This window comes from Streptomyces sp. KR80 (genome assembly GCF_052245555.1).
In the GTDB taxonomy this organism is placed as follows: Bacteria; Actinomycetota; Actinomycetes; order Streptomycetales; family Streptomycetaceae; genus Streptomyces.
Genome location: NZ_JBQQCD010000019.1, coordinates 32,056 through 54,553, shown reverse-complemented (window position 1 = coordinate 54,553; position 22,498 = coordinate 32,056). Strand labels below are relative to the sequence as shown.

Sequence of the window (22,498 nt, the reverse complement as noted above, 5' to 3'; positions counted from 1 at the left end):
CACAGAACCCGGTCCGGGCATATGCCCCGGACCGGGTCAGTGGTCGTGCTGTGGACGGCCTGGACGCAGCGAAGGCGTCAAGCGCGCCGACGATATGCGGACTGGTCGGAGGGTTCGTCCTCTTCCTCGTCCTCGTCGTTGTAGCGTTCCGCGTACTGTGCGTACGGGTCGTCGTCCAGCTCATCGTCCTCGAAACGCTCGCCGTTCGGCGGCTGGCTCGATGTCGATGCGCCCAGCTCTTCAGCCAGGCGTGAGAGGTCAGTCCCACCGCTGTTGTACTTCAGCTGGCGGGCGACCTTCGTCTGCTTGGCCTTGGCCCGGCCGCGCCCCATGGCTCGACCCCCTCAACGACGGGGCTCAACGGCCCCAGAGTCTTGACACGCGTTCATGATTCGGAGCGGACTCTCGAGAGAGACCGGTCCGTAGGGCTTTAACGGTACCTGTTTCCGCGGCCATACGGTACGTCGCCCGCAGGACGCGACACGCGGCACAGACCGCGAGGAGCCCCGTCCTCGCTGGTCAGCTCCGATTTTACCGTCCGTACAGGATCGACCCGCCGACGGGTGGTGACAAGTCTCTCGCGAGGGCTATCTTGCGGCCCCCCGCCGCGGCCCGTAGCGCCCGCCCAGGCCGTCGAAAGCCCGCCGAACGCCCGAGAAAGCCGAGAAACGCTTCAGCGCCGGGGGCGGTGCTCCCCGGCGCTGAGTGGCTCGCATAACCGCTCGGACGGTTCCGTACGCCGCTCCGCTCGGGCCTGCGCGGCCTCAGCCGGCCCGGCGGGCCTCCGCCATGCGCTGCTCGGCGATGCGGTCCGCGGCGGCCGCCGGCGGGATGCCGTCGACCGTGGCGCGTCGGAATATGGCCAGCGTCGTGTCGAAGATCTTGGTGGCCTTCGCCTTGGCCCGGTCGAAGTCGAAGCCGTGCAGCTCGTCGGCGACCTGGATGACCCCGCCGGCGTTCACCACGTAGTCCGGGGCGTACAGGATGCCGCGGTCGGCGAGGTCCTTCTCAACGCCCGGGTGGGCCAGCTGGTTGTTGGCGGCGCCGCAGACCACCTTCGCGGTGAGGACCGGCACGGAGGTGTCGTTCAGCGCTCCGCCGAGCGCGCACGGAGCGTAGATGTCCAAGCCTGCGGTGCGGATCAGGTCGTCCGTGTCGGCGACCGCGGTCACGTCCGGATGACTGGTGAGGATGCGCTCCACCGAGTCGGCGCGCACATCCGTGATCACGACCTCCGCGCCGTCCTCCAGAAGGTGCTCGACGAGGTGGTGGCCGACCTTGCCGACGCCCGCGATGCCGACCTTGCGGCCGCGCAGCGTCGGGTCGCCCCACAGGTGCTGGGCGCTGGCGCGCATGCCCTGGAAGACGCCGAAGGCGGTCAGGACGGAAGAGTCGCCGGCGCCCCCGTTGCCGGGGGAGCGGCCGGTGGTCCACTGGCACGCGCGGGCCACGACGTCCATGTCGGCGACGTACGTGCCGACGTCGCAGGCGGTGACATAGCGGCCGCCGAGCGATGCCACGAACCGGCCGTAGGCGAGGAGCAGCTCCTCGGTCTTGATCAGGTCCGGGTCGCCGATGATCACGGCCTTGCCGCCGCCGTGGTCGAGCCCGGCGAGGGCGTTCTTGTAGGACATGCCGCGGGCGAGGTTGAGCGCGTCCAGGACGGCCTCCGCGTCGGAGGCGTACGCGTGGAAGCGGGTGCCGCCGAGGGCCGGGCCCAGAGCGGTGGAGTGGATGGCGATCACGGCCTTGAGGCCGCTCTCGCGGTCCTGGCAGAGGACGACTTGCTCGTGTCCACCCTGCTCGGAGTGGAACAGCGTGGACAGAACGCCGAGATCGTCGGCAGGCGGAGCTACGTCGGTCACGGTGGTGACTCCCGAAGACGTGAGGGAACGCCCTCCTACGGGTGGGGAGGGCCCGATGGGCACAGGGTAGATCGTGGGGCCCCGCCGACGTACAGAGGTATGCCGGATCATGCCCTTCTGGCCTACACCCGTGGGACGATCAGCAGTGTCGGAAGGCGGCTTCCGGCACGGAGCGGAAACGGGCGGAAGGCGGAGGAGAGGGCGCGTGGGCGTGGCGTCATCGGTGGTCGTCCCGTACGCGGCATACCTACGGGTCTACGAACCACTGGCCGCCTTTCCCGAACCCGAGCGCTCCCATTGGTATCGCTACGCGTCCCGTGAGCAGATCCCCACCGCCCAGGACGAACTCCGCCGCTCGCTCGCCGACTTGCTGCCCGTACCGCCCGTCCCCGTGCCCGTGCACGAGAGCAGTGACGCCTTTGTCGCCGTCGTGGACGGCGTGACGTGCGTCAGTCCCTGGCGCACCCGGCTGCGCGGCTGGATGGCCCTCGAGGAGCTCGCGGAGCGACTGCCGCAGCCGGTGCTGGACGCCGTGCTGCCGCCCGTGGTGCGCCGGCAGGCGGAGGCGGACTACGAGCGGTGGCTGGAGCGCAACCCCGACGCGCGGCCGTGGATCCGCTCAGCGATCTGGCATGTACCCGTCCGGTGGTTCGTACTCTTCGCGGCCGAGGAGCGCGAGTACCTGAAGGACGGCGACGTGGCGGGCGGTGCGGGGGGCGAGGGCCGGGGCGGTTCCAGGGGTGAAGGTCCGGTGCTGCGCTATCGCACTCCCATGGTGCAGGCCCGCAGGCGCGTGGCCCGCGGCCTGAAGGTGCTGCGCGAGACCATAGGGGAGGGGCCGCTCGTCGACGGCCTGGAGAATGTGGGGAAGTGGCTCGAGGAGTTCCATCCGCGATCGCTCGTGGAGCTGGACTACGGCGGCTTGGTGCATGCTCTTCCTGAGGGGCAGCTCGCCGAGGACCATTCGGTCGCGGATGTGGCCGAGGGACTCGAGGCGTTGCGTGCCGGCGACGGGGGGCGCGCCAGGGAGGCGTACGAGCGGCTTACGGACCGGTGGCGGGTGGTGCGGGAGCGTCAGTACGCGAGTTGATGGCCGGGGCGGGATGTACGTCCTGATCCGGGCCATTGGCGCAAGCGTGACCGAGAGCACTAACCCGGGCCTTGCCCTCATCCCCTGCCCTCGTGTCAAAATAGGACAAGGAGTCCAGGAAGGGCTCCTTCCGTCCAACTATGGGCGGAGAGATCGGTATTGCACTCGCTTGGCAGGTCTGGGCACGCCTGATCCCACCGTGACTGATCGTCACGGTGGGATGACTGTCCGCTATGGCATGGTCCATCGGCATCCGTCGAGGTTGAACACCTGAGAGGGCAAATCCATCGGTTTGGCCGACGCGGCTGGACAGATGGTGTAGTTGTAGTGCCGAGGACAAGCCGTTCGTCCTATAACCGACTCGGCCTGCGTGCGCCATTTCGGGCAACGTGGGTCAAGGTGCAGAATTTAGAGGAAAGAACCGTGATGGTTCGGTTCTCCCGAGGAGGCCGCTCATGACCGCTCGCACCCCTGATGCCGAGCCGCTGCTGACCCCGGCTGAGGTTGCCACGATGTTCCGCGTGGACCCGAAGACGGTCACGCGCTGGGCCAAAGCAGGCAAGCTCACGTCCATCCGCACGCTTGGAGGACACCGCCGCTACCGCGAAGCGGAGGTCCGGGCGCTACTTGCGGGTATTCCGCAGCAGCGCAGCGAAGTCTGACAACTGGATAAACCGGGCATAACCGGGTCCCCCACCCGGCGACGGCCCGCTTGGCACCACACGACGGGTACCTGCCCCAACGGGTTCCTTTCCCTCGGCATCGAGGGTGCGTCGTTGATCGCGCCGGACTCCGCCGGGTCCGGCGCGATCTTTTTGTGCCTGCGACAAGAGGTGTCAGGGATTGTTCGGGGGCTGTGCGGGCATGTTCGGGCCTGTGTCGGTCCCTCCGCGGGCGCCCTTCGGTAGCCCACCGAAACGGCCCCCGGACTCCCTCTCTCGGGGGTGCAATTGCACATATTAAATTGACGTGTTGCAGGGAGTGCTTCAACTCCCCCACTCTGCAAACTTCTTGGGTGACTCCTGTCACAGGACGTCATACTTGTCCCTGAAGCTACTCTGCGGTATTGAACGCGGACGGCCAATTCGGCGTCGGTCGGGACAGGGTCGGGAACGGGCAGGGACGGGCAGGATTTCAGGTCCTGCGGTCCCGTTCCGTGTGGGCTTCGTCCGCTTGCCGGTCCGCCCTCCGGCGGTCCGCTTCGCCCCGCCGGCGGTCCGCCTCCGCGTCCCGGCCGGGCTCGGGCCCCCGGACTGGCGGCACGCCGTTTCCGCCCGCCTCCATGGCGAGCCGCAGCAACTGATGGCACACGGGACAGTGGCGGGTGAGGTGGCGATAGCTCGTCGCGGCCGACAGATGGGCCCTCAACAGCGCCCTGGTCTCATGTCTCGCGGACATCACCATGACGGCACCTCCCGAACGCATCCCCTGATGCCTGGGTACCCGCGGCAGGTGCGTGAGTCAAGAGACGAGCACGCCCTGATCCCGGAGGAACCGGGACGCTTCCCCTGCAGCAGGTGCAGCCGCGGGCACGGCCTTGGGTGCCGGGGGCTTGGGCAGCAGTACGGCCCGCGTCCGGTGGGGGCGCGGGCCGTGGTGTGGTGCTGCAGTCCTGACGGGATTTGCGGTGTCCGATTGCGGCTCCTCCCCCAGCCTCCGGCCGGGAGGTGCCCCCAGGGCTCGACCTCCGGTGCGCCGGGGCCGGGCAGCAGTACAGCCCGCGTCCGGTGGGGATGCGGGCCGTCGTGTCGATGCTGCGGTCCTGACGGGATTTGAACCCGCGGCCTCCACCTTGACAGGGTGGCGAGCACTCCAAACTGCTCCACAGGACCCGGCTTTGCGGCTTCCGGTGCGGCTCGACCGCACCATGTTCGTTCTCGTTGCCGCGAGAAGAGACTGTACAGCAGGTCAGGTGCGCCGTCGAACTCACTCTTGGCGATTGCCGTACTACGGCACCGCGGCGTCGATCGCCTTCACGATCCGCTTGTCCGAGACCGGGTACGCCGTGCCCAGCGCGTGCGCGAAGTAGCTCACCCGCAGCTCCTCGATCATCCAGCGGATCTCCAGGACCTCGGGCCGCACCGGTCTGCCCGGCGGCAGCTGCTCCAGCAGCCAGCCGTACTCGTCCTGCATCTCCTGCACCTTCGCCATCCGGGCCGTGTCCCGCTGCACGCTGGTGGGCAGCTGCTGCAGACGGCGGTCCACCGCCACGAGGTACCGCAGCAGGTCAGGGAGCCTGCGGACGCCGTGCGCGGTGACGAAGCCCGGCTTGATGAGCGCCGCAAGCTGCTCCTTGACGTCGGTGAGGGCCGGAACCAGAGGAAGGCTCGTCGACAGGGGCGCGGTCTTCATGCGGCGCTCACAGGCCTGCCACGCCGCCAGTACCTCCTGCACCTTGCGGATCGTGTCCAGTGTGGCGTCCACGAGGTCGGCGCGGACCCCGTCGAAGAGCTTGCGGAAGGACTCCTCGTCCCACGCCGGGCCGCCGCGGGCCGCGATCAGCCGGTCGGCCGCCGCGGTTGCGCAGTCCTCGAAGAGAGGCGGGATGCCGCCGTGCGGGTTCCGGGAGAGGGCGAGTTTCTGCTGGTTGCTGAGCTTGTCCTGAGCGAACTTGGCGGGGTTGGACGGGATGTTCAGCAGGATCAGGCGCCGGGTGCCGGCCCACATGGCCTGCTGCTGCTCCGGCTCGGTGTCGAAGAGCCGTACGGCGACCGATGTGCCCTCGTCGACCAGCGCCGGATACGCCTTCACGGGCTGGCCCGCCCGCCGCGTCTCGAAGGTCCTGGGCAGCGCCCCGATCGTCCACTGCGTCAGCCCGGAGCGCTGCTCCGGACCGCCCGGCCCCGCCGGGGAGGACGCCGTGGCCTTCTCGAAGGCCTTGGTGATCGCAGCCCGCGTCCTCGGCTTGAGCTGCAGCTTCAGCGCCTCGAGGTCCTTGTCCTCGGCGAGCTTGCGCCGACGCTCGTCAATGACCCGAAAGGTGATCTTGAGGTGCTCCGGAACCTTGCCGAGGTCGAAGTCGTCCGCCGCGACGGGCACGCCGACCGTCCGCTGGAGCTCGCGCGCGAGTGCAGACGGGAGGGGCTCCCGCAAGGGCTGGGCCCGATCAGGCCCCTCCGTGGACGACACCCGGTCCAGGAAGGCCTTCGCGTGGTTCGGCGCCGGGACGCAGTGCCGGCGGATGGGCTTGGGCAGGGACCGGATCAGCTCGGTGACCAGGTTGTCCCGCAGGCCCGGGATCTGCCAGTCGAAGCCCTCGGGCGTCACCTGGTTGAGCACCTGGAGCGGGATGTGGACGGTCACTCCGTCCGCATCCGCACCCGGCTCGAACTGGTACGTCACCCGGAACTTCAACTCCCCCTGCCGCCAGGAGTCCGGATAGTCGGCCTTGGTGACCGCCTCGGCCGCCTCGTTGATGAGCATCGACCGCTCGAAGTCGAGCAGTTCGGGCTCCTCGCGGCGCTTCTGCTTCCACCAGGAGTCGAAGTGGGCGCCCGAGACGACGTGCTCCGGGACCCGCTGGTCGTAGAAGTCGAAGAGCGTCTCGTCGTCCACGAGGATGTCGCGGCGGCGGGCGCGGTGCTCCAACTCCTCGACCTCGCCGAGAAGCCTGCGGTTGTCGTGGAAGAACTGATGGTGGGTCCGCCAGTCGCCCTCGACCAGCGCGTTCCGGATGAACAGCTCGCGGCTCGTCTCCGGGTCGATCCGCCCGTAGTTGACCTTGCGCTGGGCGACGAGCGGCACACCGTAGAGCGTCACCCGCTCGTACGCCATCACCGCCGCCTGGTCCTTCTCCCAGTGCGGCTCGCTGTAGGTCCGTTTCAGCAGGTGCTGGGCGAGCGGCTCGACCCACTCCGGCTCGATCCCGGCGTTGACCCGCGCCCACAGGCGGGACGTTTCGACGAGCTCGGCCGACATGATCCAGCGTGGCGGCTTCTTGAACAGCGCCGAGCCGGGGAAGACCGCGAACTTGGCGTTGCGCGCGCCCAGGTACTCGTTCTTCGCCGTGCTCCTCCCGCCGTCCGTCCCGGCGTTCTTCCCGCCCTCCCCCGCAGCGTTCCGCAGACCGATGTGCGAGAGCATCCCGGACAGCAGGGAGATGTGGATGCGATCCGCGGTCGCGTCGTCGTCGCTGAGGTGGATGCCCATCGTCTTGGCGACCTGGCGCAGCTGCGTGTAGATGTCCTGCCATTCCCGTATGCGCAGGTAGTTCAGGAATTCTGCGCGGCACATCCGGCGGAACGCGGAGGAGGACAGTTCCTTCTGCCGCTCCCGGATGTAGCGCCACAAGTTCAGGAAGGCGAGGAAGTCGCTCGTCTCGTCCCGGAAGCGCGCGTGCTGCTGGTCGGCCTGCTGCTGTTTGTCGGAGGGGCGCTCGCGCGGATCCTGGATGGACAGAGCAGCCACGATGACCATGACTTCGCGTACGCAGCCGTTGCGGTCGGCCTCGAGGACCATACGGGCCAGGCGCGGGTCGACGGGCAGCTGGGCGAGCTTGCGGCCGAGCTGCGTGAGCCGCTTCTTCGGGTCCTTCTGTTTCGGGTCGAGCGCCCCGAGCTCCTCCAGCAGCTGGACGCCGTCCTTGATGTTGCGGCGGTCCGGCGGATCGATGAAGGGGAACTTCTCGATGTCGCCGAGACTCGCGGCGGTCATCTGGAGGATGACGGAGGCGAGGTTCGTCCGGAGGATCTCGGCGTCGGTGAACTCCGGGCGGGAGAGGAAGTCGTCCTCGGCGTAGAGCCGGATGCAGATGCCGTCGGAGGTACGGCCGCAGCGCCCCTTGCGCTGATTGGCGCTGGCCTGGGAGATCCGCTCGATCGGGAGCCGCTGGACCTTCGTGCGGTGGCTGTAGCGGGAGATGCGCGCCGTACCGGGATCGATCACGTACCGGATGCCGGGAACGGTGAGGGACGTCTCGGCGACGTTCGTGGCGAGCACGATCCGGCGGCCGGTGTGCGGTTGGAAGACCCGGTGCTGCTCGGCGTGCGAAAGGCGGGCGTAGAGCGGCAGCACCTCCATGCTGCCGTCGACAGCACGTCCGGAGCGGGGCAGCTTCTTCTTGTTGAGTGCGTCGGCGGTGTCGCGGATCTCCCGCTCGCCGGAGAGGAAGACGAGGATGTCGCCCGGGCCCTCGGCGTGGAGTTCGTTCACGGCGTCGCAGATGGCGGTGATCTGGTCGCGGTCGCCGTCCTCGGAGTTCTCCTCCAGAAGCGGCCGGTAGCGGACCTCGACCGGATACGTACGGCCACTCACCTCGATGATCGGTGCGTCACCGAAATGGCGGGAGAAACGCTCCGGGTCGATCGTCGCGGAGGTGATCACGATCTTGAGATCGGGGCGGCGGGGAAGCAGCTGCGCGAGATGGCCGAGGATGAAGTCGATGTTGAGACTGCGCTCGTGGGCCTCGTCGATGATGATCGTGTCGTAGGCGCACAGCTCGCGGTCCGTCTGGATCTCGGCGAGCAGGATGCCGTCGGTCATCAGCTTGATGTGGGAGTCCTGGCTCACCTGATCGGTGAAGCGGACCTTCCAGCCCACCGACTCGCCGAGTGGCGTCCGCAGCTCCTGGGCCACGCGCTCGGCGACCGTGCGGGCCGCGATACGGCGCGGCTGGGTGTGCCCGATGAGACCCCGTACACCGCGGCCGAGCTCCAGGCAGATCTTGGGAATCTGGGTGGTCTTGCCGGAGCCGGTCTCGCCCGCGACGATCACGACCTGGTGGTCGCGGATCGCCTCGAGGATGGTGTCCTTCCTCTGGCTGACCGGGAGCTGCTCGGGGTAGTCGACCCTCGGCACGGCCGCGCGGCGGTGGGCCACCCGTAGCTCGGCCGCCTCGATGTCGCCGGTGATCTCTTCGAGCACGGCCTGCCGCGCCTGGGGCTTACGGATCCGGCGTGCTCCGTCGAGTCGCCGCCCGAGCCGGCGCTCGTCGCGCAGCATGAGCTCGGGCAGCCGCGCATGGAGGGCGGCGAAGGAGGGGGTGGAGGGCGAGGACGTAGGCATACCTGGGCAAGGATCTCACTTCGCGGAAAGACTCGGCCAACGATTTCCCCGGCGGCGCGCTCGGCGGCGTCACGGCGGGCCGCCTGCCCTGGCGAAGGCGGGCCCGGAGGTGGGCGGCGAGGCGATCGTGCCGGGCAGTCGACGTGTCCGCAGGCAGTCGTGGCGGCTCGCGCACAACTGGGCGGCCCGGAATCGTCGACGTGTTCACCCCGGCCTAGCGTGAGGCCATGACCCAGCAGCCCGACGAGTCCCCGGATCGTCGGGACTCCGCGGAGCGGGAAGGGGCAGGGGGCCGCCGGACCCTCGGCGAGCGGTGGCGGGTCTTCACCCGCACACCGTTCTTCCCGGCCAGTGTCGTGGCGCTCATCCTCGCCACCGCGGCGGGCCTCTTCGCCGGGTCGTACACCTACGCCATGGCCGACCCGACCCCGCACCGCATCCCTACCGCGGTCGTCGCGGACGCCGCCGGGGATCCGGCCTCCGCATCAGGAGTGGAGGCCTTCCGCGACGGCATGCAGCGCGCGTTCCACGCGTCCCTGGAACTGCACGGCTACGCGAGTTACGCCGAGGCCCGTGTGGCCGTCGAGGAGCAGAAGATCTTCGCGGTCCTCCACGCATCGGAACCGGACCGCCGCGCCGTGGTGCTCGATGTCTCGGGCGCCTCCGGCGCCTCCGTCGCGGAGCTGCTCGCGAAGACCGCGCCCGAAGTGGGAAGAGACGTCGGCGTCCCGGTCACGGTCCGGGACGTGAATCCTCTGCAGCGGGGAGATCCGCGTGGATTGGCGATCTTCTACATCTCCCTCGCCGCCGTGGTGACCGGCTTCATCGGCGCGATTCAGATGAGTCTCCACGCCCGTGCGCTCAATCCGGCGGAGCGGATCGCGTTCACCGCCGCGTACGCCCTGCTCGGCGGCTTCGCCATCGCCGCAGTGGTCGACTGGTGGCTGGACGCGCTCAACCTGCCCTTCGCCGAGTCGTGGATGATCCTGGCGCTCACGATGTTCGCGTCGGGCATGGTCTTCACCATGTTCAACGCCCTCATCGGGCGGTGGGCGGTGCTACCGACCTGGGGGTTGATGGTGCTGCTCGGCAACCCGTCCTCCGGTGGCGCGGTGTCGTGGCCGCTGCTGCCGACCGGACTCGGGCACATCGGACGCTGGTTGCCGCCGGGTGCCTCGGTGAACGCCCAGCACACCGCGGTCTACTTCGCCGACCACCAGACGGCGGGGCCGTTCCTGGTGCTGGCCGCGTGGGCCCTGGTGTCCTGCACGGTCTTCTGGATCTGGCGCCACCGCCACCCGGGCGGCCGAGGAGAGCCCCCGGCGCCGGGGTGAGACGCAGCAAAACGGCCCTGACGCGATCACGTGTCCGGGGCCGTTCGCGCTCCACGGTCGCGCCATCGATCGTGTCCAGCTCTCTTGAGTTCCGCCCCGCGTAGGAGGACTGACCGGCCACCTTCCTCTCGGTCTGCCGGAAACAGCAACAGGTTGCCCCCGCCCGGCCCGAAGGCCAGACAGGCGACGTGGTCGTTCGGGATGCCGTCCTATGCGATAGCAGTGACAATCGTGACAACAGATGCCCAGCTAGGGCATTCCCCGCCCTGATGCAGGCTTGTTCCGTTGAAAGGGAAGGCTTATGTGGGGTGTTGCCAAGGGCGCGGCTGTCGCCGCTTTCGCCGCTGTCATGCTCCTCGGCTCAGCTGGTTCTGCTTCCGCCGGTGGGAAGATCCCTCCTCCTCAACCGATTCCTCCTGTGAACATCCCTCCTCCTCAACCGATCCCTCCCGTGAACATCCCCCCTCCTCAACCGATCCCTCCCGTGAACATCCCCCCTCCTCAACCGGTCGTCCTGTGAACATCCCACCTGTGGTTTCGCCTCCTATGGACGGCACGCAACGTCTGGCGGACGGGCGATGCCGACATGGCCATGTGCGTACTGCCAACTTGCTCGCCATCCGCATCGATCAGCTCTAGAGCTCGATGGATGGGCGTGTCTGTCGGCAAAGTCCCACAGGACCTCCAACTTCAAGGTGATGGCGCTCGGTGGCGTAGCGGAGTGTTCGCGATGTACACGGACGTGGGCCGTCGGACAAGCGGCTGGACCCACCACCACAGTCGCATCTGCTGTGTACGTGGTGCGGTGCAGCTCTACCACCCATTCGCCTGGTGAGGCTGGAGGAGCCGAGACTCTTCGGCGGTGGGGATGCGGGGAATAGCTCTTCCTTCATGTGATCGATCTCGTACCCCGGAACGAGGGCTCGTCTTCACGTCCCGCATCGGGACGCCCCTGGGGCCGGACAACCTCCGGCGGAGCTGGCACCCGCTCCGGAAGCGGCTCGGGCTGGAGATCCGGTTTCACGATCTCCGGCACTCGGCGGTCTCGCTCCTGCTCGATCTTGGGGTGCCGCCGCACATCGTCCGGCAGATCGTTGGTCACAGCGACATCGGCGTGACGATGAAGGTCTACGCCCACGCCTCGCTGGACGAGCAGCGGAAGGCGCTCAGAAGGCTGGGAGACACCCTGTCCTGAGAGCCGTTGGTGCACCGGTTGGCGTAGTCGACATGAAAACACCCCTGCCGATGATCTTCGGCGGGGGTGTTTGCCCTGGTAGGGCGGCGGTGGCTGGGGCCGGGGTCGAACCGGCGACCTTCCGCTTTTCAGGCGGACGCTCGTACCAACTGAGCTACCCAGCCGCAGCGGTCCTGACGGGATTTGAACCCGCGGCCTCCACCTTGACAGGGTGGCGAGCACTCCAAACTGCTCCACAGGACCAAGCACGTGCGAGGACCAGTCTCGCACAGGTGTTACGTGCCCCCAACGGGATTCGAACCCGTGCTACCGCCTTGAAAGGGCGGCGTCCTGGGCCACTAGACGATGAGGGCTGATGGCCCACCTGGGCGCTGTTCGGCGCCGTCGGGGACGTGAGAAGCATATGGGATGGGGGGAGAGTTCGCCAAAACGGTTTCACGGGCGCGGCCCGATCAGTCGTTCCGCACCGTGTAGACCGCCCGTGAGCAGGGACGACGCAGCGCGGGACGGGCTCGTGCCGGTCGTCACTCCGAGGGGGACGGGCTTGCTCCCGGGGCCTTCTCCTCGGGCAGCTGGCGGCTCACCTCGGCCTTCGACAGGCCCAGGCCGCCCAGGGTGATCTCGTCCCAGGCCTGGAGCCGGTGGGTGTCACGGTCAAGGTAGAGGACCGAGGCCTCGACCGGGTCTGGCTTGTCGTCATCGACCGCGCGCAGCCCGCCGCCGCCCGTCGAGCCCTGGGTCATCAGCCGCGTGCCACCGCTGAGGATCCGGTTCGTACGCCGGTGGATATGGCCGGCCAGGGCCAGTGGGACGGTGCCGTCGGTCTGCTCCATCAGGACCGGGTTGTGGGAGACGGCGATGTCCACGGGCCGGCCGGCGGCTTTGAGCAGCCGGATCGACGCGGCCAGCTCGCGGCCCGCCTGCCGCTCCGCCGGATCGCCTTCCGGGATCACGGAGCGGTCGGGCGTGAACTGCGGGTCGCCCGTGCCCACGATGCGCAGCCCGGCGACCCGTACCGCCTTGCCGTTGTCCAGGACGTGCACGTTCTCGCGCTGTTCCATGGACTTCTGGGTCGTGGCCGAGTCGTGGTTGCCACGCACCCAGACATACGGTGCGCCCAGGTGCGAGACGGGGTCGAGGAAGCTGTTCTCGGCGGCGGAGCCGTGATCCATGGTGTCCCCGGTATCGATGATCACGTCGATCTCGTACTGCTCGACGAGCGATTCGATGATGTGCCAGGCGGCCGGGTTGAGATGGATGCACGAGACGTGCAGGACCCGTACGGTCGTCGGGTCGGGCTGATACGTGGGCAGGGTGGACGTGGCGTCGTAGAGCTTGGTGACGTTGGTCACCAGCCGGGCCAACTCCTGCTGATAGATGTCGAAATCCGTGACGATGCTGCGCGCGCTGCCGACCACGCTCGGCGCCGAGTTGAGCAGTCCGGAGAACTTCGGTTCCAGCACCGACTTCGGATTCCAGGTCGCGTACGCCATCCCGCCCGAGGTCGCGAGGAGCGCCAGCGCGAGTCCGCCCGCGGCGAGCGCGCGGCGCGGCCTGCGGTAGACGGCGAGACCGAGGGCGCACGAGCCGGAGACGACGGCGACACAGGAGCGCCACGCCAGATCGAGGGTGCCGGTGGAGATGTCGCGCGAGATCTCGTCCTGCAGTCCGGAGATCCGCTCGGGATGCTTGACCAGGGCCTGGGAGCGCTCGGGGTTCAGCTGGTCGATGTCGACATCGAGGCGGATGGGGGCGATGTGGCTGCGGAGTTCGAGGGAGCCCAGGGGAGAGACGTTCACTTCGGTGCCGCCGGTCAGGGAAGGCCGGAGGGCCATACGGGTGTCCATGGGGCCGACGGGGGCCCGGACGCCGCCGACGATCAGCAGCCCCAGCCAGGCACCGACCAGCACGACGGCGATCAGGCCGACGGTGGATGTGTAGGAGTGACGCGAAGCGTCACCATCGAGGGTGGCGGCAGGTGCCGGGCGGGCGGGTGACCTGCGCGTCAAGCGGCGCAGGCTGCGGGTGACTGTGGCGGCCCGAGAGCTGCCGCCGGAGTCCAGGCACGCCCGAAGGCGCCGCCGTACGGTCGCGCCCGCGGCGCGGAGGAAATGGGGCGACCGGAGAGGTACGCGAACCACTGTGGGCGTATGCCCGGGCAGGCCATCGGCTATGCGGCGCCGAGCCGGCGGGCGGGCATCCGTCAGGAGCGGCCGCCGACTCGAGCCGGTTGGCGGAGAATGATGCATGTGCTGGAGATGACGCCTGAGGAGTTCGAGGAACTGGTCGCCGAGGCGCTGGACCGGATCCCGCCCGAGTTGACGCGGCTGATGGACAACGTCGCGGTGTTCGTGGAGGACGAGCCGTCCACGGACGACCCCGAGCTGCTTGGACTGTACGAGGGGACACCCCTGACCGACCGCGGGGAGTGGTACGCGGGCGTGCTGCCCGACCGGATCACCATCTACCGCGGGCCGACCCTGCGGATGTGTGAGAGCCGGGAGGACGTGGTCGAGCAGACCGAGGTGACGGTGGTGCACGAGATCGCACACCACTTCGGCATCGACGATGAACGGCTGCACGCGCTGGGCTACGGATGACCCGAGAGACGCGGGACGTGACCGGGGGGACGCGGGAACGGGCAGCGGCGGCCTCCGGAGCCGCAGGGCCCTCGTAGCCGGTCCACCAGAGCTCTGGGCCCTGACGATGCTGACGGTGCGCCAGATGCGGACGCGTGTCCTGTGCAGGGGAAGGGGAGTTGAGCATGACATCCTCCCCCAGCTACCGCTGGGGGTGCCCCCACCGCCCGTACTCTCCGGAGGTGCCCGTCCGTGAGCTTGCTCCCCACCCGCCGTGGCCGTCGAGCCCCGATCGCCCGTACGCCGGTCCGCACCCCGGCCCGGATGGCCGCCGCTGCGCTCGCGCTTGCCGCGGCGACCGGCTGCATGAGCGTGGGGCCCGAGGGAGGCGAGCCGTCCGGGTCGGCCGACGGGAGGGGCGGCGCGGCGCAGCCGGACGGCGGGGTGTCGGAGAGGAACGGCGATACGGACCTTCGGCGCGGTCATGCGGGACAGGGCACGGCGGACGGCCGGAGCGGGGCGCGGAAGGGCGGCGGGGCGGCCAGCCCCACGCCGGACGCCCGCTTGTCGAGTGACCGGGCGGTGCCCAGCCGGCCGGGTGCAGGATCCCGGCCTGCCACGCCGCCGCGGCCGCCGGTCTCGACCCCCTCGAGCAGCACCCCCGCGCCGCAGCCCAGCCCGACCTCGCCGCGACCGTCGTCACCGTCCAGCCCGCAGCCGAGCGAGGCCACGCCGCCGGCCTCGCCGAGCGCGGAGGACCCGGCGGCGGAGGAGGGGGAATCCGGGGCGGGACCGCAGTACGAGCTGGGGTGGTAGGGCCGCGGGCCGTCAGCGGTAAAAGGGCGGGCGCGGTGATACAGAGGGGGTGCGGAGGGGGCTGAGAGGTGATTTGCCAGCGGGGCCACGGGGCCCGTATGGTGGTAGATCGTTTGATCCCATTTGCCTGGCCGTTTCGGTAAGCACACCCGAATCGCGCCGCGTGGCGCGTTCCTGGTCCTTGCCGTGGCTGACCGCATTGAGGCGGTCGTATGCGAATCACGGAGTTTGGGCGCGTGCCGAAAACTCCGGAAGGTTCGCATTTCGCATGTCTGTTTCCGCTGTCAATCACGCCGTCATGCCCGACACGGCGGCTGAACCGGCCCCCGAGGCACCTGCCCGCCAGGTGACCTTCGCCGACCTCGGCCTCCCCGAGCAGGTCGTCCGCAAACTCTCCCAGAACGGTGTCACCACGCCGTTCCCCATCCAGGCCGCGACGATCCCGGACGCCCTGGCCTGCCGGGACATCCTCGGCCGCGGCCGTACCGGCTCCGGCAAGACGCTCGCGTTCGGCCTCCCGCTGCTGACCCAGCTCGCCGGCGGCCACACCGAGAAGAAGCGCCCCCGTGGGCTGATCCTCACCCCCACCCGCGAGCTCGCGATGCAGGTGTCGGACGCGCTCCAGCCGTACGGCGACGTGCTCGGCCTGCGGCTCAAGGTCGTCTGCGGCGGTACGTCGATGGGTAACCAGATCTACGCCCTCGAGCGCGGCGTCGACATCCTCGTCGCCACCCCGGGTCGGCTGCGCGACCTCATCGAGCGCGGGGCCGCCTCGCTCGACAAGGTCCAGGTCGCCGTTCTCGACGAGGCCGACCAGATGGCTGACATGGGCTTTCTGCCCGAGGTGACCGAGATCCTCGATCTCGTGCCGCCCGGCGGGCAGCGGATGCTGTTCTCCGCGACGCTGGAGAACGAGATCGATACGCTCGTCAAGCGCTACCTCTCCGACCCGGTCACCCACGAGGTGGACGCGGCGCAGGGCGCGGTCACGACCATGACCCACCACGTGCTGGTGGTGAAGCCCAGGGACAAGGCCCCGGTCACGGCTGCGATCGCGGCACGCAAGGGCCGCACGATTCTCTTCGTGCGGACCCAGCTGGGCGCGGATCGCGTCGCCGAGCAGCTCCGGGACGCCGGGGTGCGGGCGGACGCGCTGCACGGGGGCATGACGCAGGGCGCCAGGACCCGCACGCTCGCCGACTTCAAGGACGGCTACGTCGGCGTCCTGGTCGCGACGGACGTCGCCGCCCGGGGTATCCACGTCGACGGCATCGACCTGGTGCTCAATGTCGACCCGGCCGGAGACCACAAGGACTACCTGCACCGGTCCGGTCGTACGGCGCGTGCGGGCCGGAGCGGCACGGTCGTGTCACTGGCCCTGCCGCACCAACGGAGGCAGATCTTCCGGCTGATGGAGGACGCGGGCGTCGACGCCTCACGCCACATCATCGGTGGCGCCGGTGTCTTCGACGAGGACGTCGCCCGCATCACGGGAGCCCGTTCGCTCACCGAGGTCCAGGCCGAGTCGGCGGCGAGCGCGGCCGGCCAGGCCGAGCGCGAGGTGCAGGACCTGACCCGGAAGCTGGAGAAGGTGCAGCGGCGCGCGGCCGAACTGCGCGAGGAGGCCGACCATCTGATGGCGCGTGCGGCACGGGAGCGTGGTGAGGAGCCGGCCGCCGCGGCTGCGTTGACGTCGGCCGGGGCGCCGAGCCAGACCTCGACCGAGGCTTCGGCCGAGGCCTTGACCGACGCCTCCAACGGGACTGCGGCCGACGCCGTCGCGACGAAGGAGACCGCGACCGCTCCGGCAGCGGCGGCTGGGGACTCCGCCGTGGAGCGGGCGGCGTACGCCGAGCCGCGCCGCTCCTCGTACGAGCGTCGCGACGATGTTCGCCGCGAGGACCAGCGCCGGGGCGAGCGGCCGTTCAACCGCGACCGCCGCGACGGCGAGCGCGGTGGTTTCCAGCGCCGTGACGAGCGCGGTGACCGGGGTGGTTTCCAGCGCCGTGACGAGCGTGGCGGCTTCGGGGGCCGGGACCGTGACCGCGACCGGCGCGACGAGCGCCCGTTCGGCCGCGACCGCCGTGACGACCGCGGTGGCCGTCCGTACGAGCGTCGCGACGAGCGCCGTGACGACCGCCGCTTCGACGACCGTCGTTTCGAGGGCCGTGACCGGCGCGAGGACCGTCCCTTCAACCGTGACCGCCAGGACGGCGAGCGCGGTGGCTTCGGCGGCGGACGCTCCTTCGAGCGTCGCGACCACAGTCACCGCGACCACCACCACCGCGACCACGGTCACCGTGACCACCACCACCGGGGCGGCGACCGTCCGTACAACCGCGACCGCCGCGACGACCGCCCGGGCCGCCGGGACGACCACCGCGGCGGCAACGCTGGCGGCCGCCCCTTCGACCGCCGCGCCGACAAGCCGCGCTGGAAGCGCAACGGCTGACGTCTGAGTCGACACCTGCGCACAAGTCGCCGACCTGCATGAAGCGGGCCCGCCCGGCACGGGCGGGCCCGCCGCTGTTTGTGCCTGGCACCTGGTGCGGGTCCGGCTCAGTCGCAGAGTAGATACCAGATCGGATCCCGTGCCGGGTCCGGCTATGCTCGGGGGAGCACGACCGAGGGCCGTTAGCTCAATTGGCAGAGCAGTGGACTTTTAATCCATTGGTTGTGGGTTCGAGTCCCACACGGCCTACCGGGTGCATCGCCCTCGGAACCCTCGTTGACCTGTGTCGATGAGGGTTCCGCCGGTTTCGGGGCCTGCTCGGCTGGCGAATCCGCGGGCTGGGTGGTCACCAAGTGGTCACGCTCGCCCTCGGTAGGGGTTGGCTGCTCGGTCCGACGGGCGCGCGGGATGAGGGCCGAGGCCCGGTCTGCGGCGTCCCGTCCGACACCGCCGAGCAGATGCGAGTACGTGTCCGATGTGATGGTGATGGTCGAGTGCCCGAGCCTCTTCGACACGATCGCCATGTCGACGCCGGCGGCGAGCATGAGCGCCGCCTGCCCATGGCGCAGGTCGTGCAGCCGGATACGGCGCAGCACAGTACTTCGCCTGGCACCGCACCCACACATTCCGCAGGGCACCAACGGCCTGAGGCGACGGTCCTTACTGCATTTGGCTCCTACCTCGCCCACAACTTCCAGTCCCGAACGAGGCCGGGGTGCGATCTCCCACCAGCGGTACGGCATATATGCGCAGGTCAGGGCGCCAGCATGACCTGGTCTCGCAGAGTTGTCCAGAGAAGATCTTCTCTCAGGTTTCCCCGAGGATGGGATGGGGCCTCTGAGCGATGCCCGTGGCTGGAACCTTTACCTTCAGCCTAAGTGGCTCATTCGGCGCTCTACCTGGCGCGGAACTGCCTGGTCACTCTGTCAGTAGCGACTCACACGTCAACTGGCTGAGTGCATGCAGCGCTGGGGGTTGCCGGTGGCTTATGTTCCCATCCTCAAGGGCAAGTTGGGCGAGTTCTTGGCGCTGGAGCATGCATCGAGGGAGGTGCAGTCCCAGATCCGCCCAGTGATGGAGGTCGTGCCGGACCCTCGCGACGTCCTGGAGACCTTTTGCGACCATGCCATGGACCGCGTGCCAAACGGCATGGTGCTCACGATCGATTGCGGCGCCTTGCCACCGGTGCGCGTACTCGACGGCGACTCCGGCGGCCCAATGGTGCGATGAGGCGAGTCGCTGGCACTACGAGGCGTTGCCATGTGCCCGGTGTTCCGGATTACTGACACAGACAAGGTTCTGGCCGAGGTGGCTGACGTGATCACCTGGCACCAGCCCGTGGCATCGGCCGCCCACGCCAGCTCATCGCGAGTCGGCAAGAAAGACAGATGCAGTTCATGTGCAGTGATCAGCCGCTTGAACCGCGACCCATGAGAACCGTGTCATCTCCGTCTTCCGCGTCCAGCACACCGAAGACACCACGGCTGACATGGAAGAGACCGGGCTCGACCAGTAGGAATCCAGTCAAGCGCTCAGCAGCTTGTCCCGAAGCAGCGCACCCGGCTCGCCGGTCAGCAGGGAGGCGAGCTGGGAGAACGGAACCTCCACGTCCGGGCCGAAGCTGTCCGCGTACTCGTCCTCATCCGCATCTTCCTCGGGCGTCATGACGAACGGGTAGTCCTCCGATCCCGGCTCACCCACTGGTTCCGGCTGCCAGTTCCAGGATGCGCCCGCGTGACGCACCTGCACCTCACCCAGGTACCACATCGCGTCGGCGATGAACGGGCCGTCGGCGTTCTCCCGCATCTCATCCCGGGTGTGGAACAGGCCAAGAAAGATGTCCTGAAGCCGGTCCACCGACTCGATACTGAAGTCCCACACCCGCGTACCGCCGCCCGCGGCCTCCGCCCACGCCGGGAAATCCGCCCGCCGACGCTCCAGCCACTCGTTCAGGCGCGGATTGTTCCCCGCATCGGCCATCCCGTACCTGACCGGCTCCCACCCCTGGTGCGAGGCCCGGTAGGTGGCCGCCTGCTGCTGCCACGAAGCGGCCACGGAGGCGAACTCGTGCCCGCTCCCGGTCTGCACGGCGTAGTTGATCAGCCGATGCGGGGCTATCGCCGGCAACCCCAGCACCTCATCCGGCACGACCACCGGCTCACGGTCCCCCCATGCCCACCGGCCCCCGGCGATAGACAGCAGCACTTCACCGAGATAGATCGTCTCCTCATCCGCCCCCGACGCAGCGTTCGGGGCAGGCTTCTCCCGTCCCTCCCGGTCGGCCACGATCTGCTCTTCCGCGTCGGCGAGGCCATCGCGTGTGAAACCGTGCTCTTCTGCCGCCGTCGGGTAGGCGCAATACTCCCGTACCGCCTCAACGCGCTTGTACCACTGCTCGATGTGCCAACCGTACGTCTCGAAGCGGCCGTCGTAGATTTCGAACCCCATGCCTGTGAGCCTAGAACCTCCGCCCGACTGATGTGCAACTATCCGGCATGCCCGGCTAGTTGACTGCGGCACACCGTTTAACCCGTTGCTCCGCCGATGAGTTCAACGTCTAGGGTGTGGTGCTTGGGTGGGTCAACGACCACACACGGGGGGCCCTGGCTCATCCGCCCCCGGTCTCGGGGTCTTTCCATCATCTTCTGGGCCCCCAGGAGAATTCACGTGAGCTATCCGATACCAGCCACATACCGGCGCGCCCGGCTGTGGGGGAGGCTGGCCGTCACCCTCGCCTGCGCAGGCGCGGTGACCTTCAGCGCCCTGCCCGGCCTGCCCGGCCTCCAGGGAGAGGCCAACGCCGCGATCAAGGGCGGCAAGCGCTGCGACAAGAAGTACGGACTCCCGACCAACCCCTCCGGCGGCCGCAAGCCCGGCGACTTCCCGCACGACTACGTTCGGCCGGACACCGAGCAGGATGTGATGGAGTTCACCAACGACCGGCGGGCGATGGACGGTCTGAACCTTCCGGGCAACCCGGCCGATTACCTCGACAAGGTCGGCAAGGACCCCGACAAGTACGAGGAAGGCGACCCCAAGCGGGTCTTCGCCTCCTACAAGCGCTACCTGGGCAACAAGCCGCCGGGCACCAACGACCAGTTCCGTGACTGGCTGGTCAACGACTACATCGACATGGCCGAGCGCCGCACCCGCGGCGGGGCCTTCGAACGCAAGGTCGTCACCGACTTCAAGCTCACCGGACCGGACTGGCTGTGCCAGGTCACCGTGGAGATCCCCGACCCGGACAAGCCCGACGGCAAACCGCCGATCCGCCGCATCTACGACGCCTACAACCAGCGCACCAAGCAGTTCCTGGAGTTCAAGGCCGGAGGCGCCCACGACGACCGCCAGATCCCCAAGGACCGCAAGATCCTCAACCACAAGGACTACGCACGCCACAACCTGCGCTACGTCCTCGGCGGGGATCAGGAGCCGGACACCCGCAACAAGCTGGGCAAGCTCAACAAGGACGTTGGCGGCAACGACCTCCAGCGCCGCGTGAGCGTCTACGAGCACCGCACCACCCCCAGGGAGCAGTGGCGCCCGTCCGTCTACAGCTCCAAGGACACCTACATGAACGCGCGCCCCCAGCCGGGCGCGAACCCGGGCACCAAGGTCATCGACCGATCCGCCCCCAACCCCGAGACGGCCCGCCGCCAGATGGAGCGGGCGCAGCAGCGCAACGCCACCGGCTCCGGCGTACGCGGGCCGGGCGGGGTGGACTTCACTACCCTCGACCTGCGCTACGTCGGGGAGCCAGTCAAGGGTAAGGGCCTGGACTACGCCTTCTCCGCGAAGAAGACGGACCCGAACGTCAACCCCGGATACGGCGGTAAGGAGAAGGCCCAGCTCATCTCGGACTCCTTCTTCACCTGGCTCGCCCTGACGCCGGAGAAGTTCTGGGTCAACCTCAACCCGGACCAGCCGGACAAGATCATGGACGCCAAGTTCGGCAAGACCGACGCCGGCCGGATCCTGCTGGAAGCCGACCTTCAGATGAAGCACGACTTCTACAAAACGATGGACCCCAAGACCAACAGGGGGAAGCTTTTCTGGGACTCCCTGGCCCGCCGGAACGGCACGCCGTGCCTTCACGGCATCCGCAACTGGATCGAGCCCGAGCCCGCGAAGGTGCGCGAGCAGGACGGCGGCATCTACATCCTCGATGCGCCGATGAAGCTCAACTCCGTCCCGCAGGAGACCAACACCCCCGGCCCCGGCGGACACGGCTGTGACCTGACCAAGGCCGAGATCGACCACAACCAGCGCATGGTCGAAACCATGATCGTCCCCGAGGTCAAGAAGCAGATCAACACCGCACCCCAGTACGCCGACCTGCGCCGCGTCTACACCTCCCGCGTCGCCGCGGAGTGGATCCGCCAGCAGGACGCGAAGAAGCCGACCGACTTCCACAAGATCATCAACAGCAACAATGTGTCCCGCTGGCCGCTGCGCGGCAAGAACAAGAACTGGGACAAGAGCGACCTCTTCCAGCGGTACGTGAAGATCTTCAGGGAAGGAGAGTTCAAGTACGAGCTGGAATACGGCGGCACCGTCTACACCTACATGGTCGGCGGGGTGGACTTCTCCAAGTCCCCCAAGCGGAACATCTCCCGCACCCAGTTCACCCTCCAGCACCGCAACCTGCCCAAGTCCACTAAGACCGGCGTCCAGGCAATGACCAATGACCTCGACGACGACAAGCGGCTTCTGCTCGGCGGCAACACCGCCTACAAGGGTGGCGGTGGCGGTGGCGGGGGCCAGCCGGACCCCACCCCAACCCCGACGGACCCGGAGGACCCCAAGCCGACCGACACCCCGTCCACCCCGGCGCCGGACCCGTCCACCCCGGCCGATGGCGGCGACAAGCCGACCCCGCCCGCGAACAAGCCCGACCCGGACGGTGACCTCGCCGACACCGGCTCCGACACCCCGATCGGCCTGATCGCCGGTATCGCGGCAGCCCTCGCCGCCGCCGGCACCGCGCTGATGTGGTGGATGCGCCGCCGCAAGACCGCCCAGAGCTGACCTGAGCAGCACTGGCCAGAACACTTCGGCCCCGCACCCATCGCTTCCGCGATCGTGCGGGGCCGAAGACTATGTGCAGCTACCCAGCGCGAGTGCCTCTTGTGCAGCCGTCCTCGCCGACGGGAGGTTGCGGACG

Annotated in this window: 15 protein-coding genes, 5 tRNA genes and 2 pseudogenes; 9 read left to right on the top strand and 13 right to left on the bottom strand. The window is 68.7% G+C overall.

Annotated elements, in window-relative coordinates; translation table 11 throughout:
• Positions 1-77 precede the first annotated feature (77 nt).
• Entirely contained in the window at positions 78-332 is a 255-nt protein-coding gene (locus tag ACTWQI_RS23890; RefSeq protein ID WP_443273581.1) for a DUF3073 domain-containing protein, read from the bottom strand.
• A gap of 432 nt (positions 333-764) precedes the next feature.
• A complete protein-coding gene (locus tag ACTWQI_RS23885; protein ID WP_443273580.1) occupies positions 765-1,865 on the bottom strand; it encodes a Leu/Phe/Val dehydrogenase in 1,101 nt (366 codons plus the stop codon).
• Positions 1,866-2,070: 205 nt separating this feature from the next.
• Here ACTWQI_RS23885 and ACTWQI_RS23880 point away from each other — a divergent pair, with 205 nt between their 5' ends.
• Positions 2,071-2,955: a hypothetical protein gene (locus ACTWQI_RS23880; protein WP_443273578.1), complete on the top strand. Its 885-nt coding sequence runs from the start codon at positions 2,071-2,073 to the stop codon at positions 2,953-2,955.
• A gap of 455 nt (positions 2,956-3,410) precedes the next feature.
• Complete coding sequence (gene bldC, locus ACTWQI_RS23875; RefSeq protein WP_027749187.1) at positions 3,411-3,617, top strand: developmental transcriptional regulator BldC; 207 nt, start codon at positions 3,411-3,413, stop codon at positions 3,615-3,617.
• A 472-nt stretch (positions 3,618-4,089) separates the two neighbouring features.
• Here the strand turns inward: bldC and ACTWQI_RS23870 are convergent, their stop codons facing one another.
• The 3 genes from ACTWQI_RS23870 to hrpA all read right to left on the bottom strand — a co-directional run bounded on the left by ACTWQI_RS23870 (position 4,090) and on the right by hrpA (position 8,958).
• On the bottom strand, positions 4,090-4,353 hold the full coding sequence (locus ACTWQI_RS23870) for a DUF6274 family protein (RefSeq protein WP_443273575.1): 264 nt from the start codon (positions 4,351-4,353) through the stop codon (positions 4,090-4,092).
• Between the two features lie 359 nt (positions 4,354-4,712).
• A tRNA-Asp gene (locus tag ACTWQI_RS23865) sits at positions 4,713-4,787 on the bottom strand.
• Positions 4,788-4,902: 115 nt separating this feature from the next.
• Positions 4,903-8,958: an ATP-dependent RNA helicase HrpA gene (gene hrpA, locus ACTWQI_RS23860; protein ID WP_443273573.1), complete on the bottom strand. Its 4,056-nt coding sequence runs from the start codon at positions 8,956-8,958 to the stop codon at positions 4,903-4,905.
• Between the two features lie 227 nt (positions 8,959-9,185).
• Between hrpA and ACTWQI_RS23855 the strand changes: the two genes are divergently transcribed.
• Positions 9,186-10,292 carry an ABC transporter permease gene (locus ACTWQI_RS23855; RefSeq protein WP_443273572.1) on the top strand — a complete coding sequence of 369 codons (1,107 nt, stop codon included), beginning with the start codon at positions 9,186-9,188 and terminating at the stop codon, positions 10,290-10,292.
• A 772-nt stretch (positions 10,293-11,064) separates the two neighbouring features.
• Here the strand turns inward: ACTWQI_RS23855 and ACTWQI_RS23850 are convergent.
• A pseudogene (locus ACTWQI_RS23850) lies at positions 11,065-11,203 on the bottom strand (UTRA domain-containing protein); the annotation flags it as partial.
• Between ACTWQI_RS23850 and ACTWQI_RS23845 the strand changes: the two are divergent.
• The gene (locus ACTWQI_RS23845) at positions 11,170-11,487 is read left to right on the top strand and encodes a tyrosine-type recombinase/integrase (RefSeq protein ID WP_443273679.1); all 318 of its coding nucleotides are present in this window, start codon (positions 11,170-11,172) and stop codon (positions 11,485-11,487) included. The pseudogene ACTWQI_RS23850 and the gene ACTWQI_RS23845 overlap by 34 nt on opposite strands.
• A 90-nt stretch (positions 11,488-11,577) precedes the next feature.
• Here the strand turns inward: ACTWQI_RS23845 and ACTWQI_RS23840 are convergent.
• The 4 genes from ACTWQI_RS23840 to ACTWQI_RS23825 form a co-directional block, all read right to left on the bottom strand.
• Positions 11,578-11,651 (bottom strand) — tRNA-Phe (locus tag ACTWQI_RS23840).
• Positions 11,652-11,655: 4 nt separating this feature from the next.
• Positions 11,656-11,730, bottom strand: a tRNA-Asp gene (locus tag ACTWQI_RS23835).
• A gap of 37 nt (positions 11,731-11,767) precedes the next feature.
• Positions 11,768-11,840 (bottom strand) — tRNA-Glu (locus ACTWQI_RS23830).
• A 171-nt stretch (positions 11,841-12,011) separates the two neighbouring features.
• On the bottom strand, positions 12,012-13,628 hold the full coding sequence (locus tag ACTWQI_RS23825; RefSeq protein WP_443273570.1) for a metallophosphoesterase family protein: 1,617 nt from the start codon (positions 13,626-13,628) through the stop codon (positions 12,012-12,014).
• 108 nt (positions 13,629-13,736) lie between these two features.
• On the opposite strand from ACTWQI_RS23825, the gene ACTWQI_RS23820 reads away from it, so the two are divergent.
• Positions 13,737-14,087: a metallopeptidase family protein gene (locus ACTWQI_RS23820; protein ID WP_443273678.1), complete on the top strand. Its 351-nt coding sequence runs from the start codon at positions 13,737-13,739 to the stop codon at positions 14,085-14,087.
• Between the two features lie 461 nt (positions 14,088-14,548).
• Here ACTWQI_RS23820 and ACTWQI_RS23815 read toward each other — a convergent pair whose 3' ends face one another.
• Positions 14,549-14,971, bottom strand: a complete 423-nt coding sequence (locus ACTWQI_RS23815) for a hypothetical protein (protein WP_443273568.1) — start codon at positions 14,969-14,971, stop codon at positions 14,549-14,551.
• A gap of 179 nt (positions 14,972-15,150) precedes the next feature.
• Here ACTWQI_RS23815 and ACTWQI_RS23810 point away from each other — a divergent pair, with 179 nt between their 5' ends.
• Together ACTWQI_RS23810 and ACTWQI_RS23805 are read left to right on the top strand one after the other, a co-directional pair.
• Positions 15,151-17,334, top strand: coding sequence for a DEAD/DEAH box helicase (locus ACTWQI_RS23810; RefSeq protein WP_443273567.1), 2,184 nt, complete (start codon positions 15,151-15,153; stop codon positions 17,332-17,334).
• Positions 17,335-17,510: 176 nt separating this feature from the next.
• Positions 17,511-17,583, top strand: a tRNA-Lys gene (locus ACTWQI_RS23805).
• 218 nt (positions 17,584-17,801) lie between these two features.
• Here ACTWQI_RS23805 and ACTWQI_RS23800 read toward each other — a convergent pair.
• Positions 17,802-17,960: pseudogene (locus ACTWQI_RS23800) on the bottom strand (tyrosine-type recombinase/integrase); the annotation flags it as partial.
• Between the two features lie 334 nt (positions 17,961-18,294).
• Between ACTWQI_RS23800 and ACTWQI_RS23795 the strand changes: the two are divergent.
• Positions 18,295-18,564, top strand: a complete 270-nt coding sequence (locus ACTWQI_RS23795) for a beta family protein (protein ID WP_443273565.1) — start codon at positions 18,295-18,297, stop codon at positions 18,562-18,564.
• 294 nt (positions 18,565-18,858) lie between these two features.
• On the opposite strand, the gene ACTWQI_RS23790 is transcribed toward ACTWQI_RS23795, so the two are convergent.
• A complete protein-coding gene (locus ACTWQI_RS23790) occupies positions 18,859-19,782 on the bottom strand; it encodes a hypothetical protein (RefSeq protein ID WP_443273563.1) in 924 nt (307 codons plus the stop codon).
• Between the two features lie 219 nt (positions 19,783-20,001).
• Here ACTWQI_RS23790 and ACTWQI_RS23785 point away from each other — a divergent pair, with 219 nt between their 5' ends.
• A complete protein-coding gene (locus tag ACTWQI_RS23785; RefSeq protein ID WP_443273561.1) occupies positions 20,002-22,362 on the top strand; it encodes a hypothetical protein in 2,361 nt (786 codons plus the stop codon).
• Positions 22,363-22,498 lie beyond the last annotated feature (136 nt).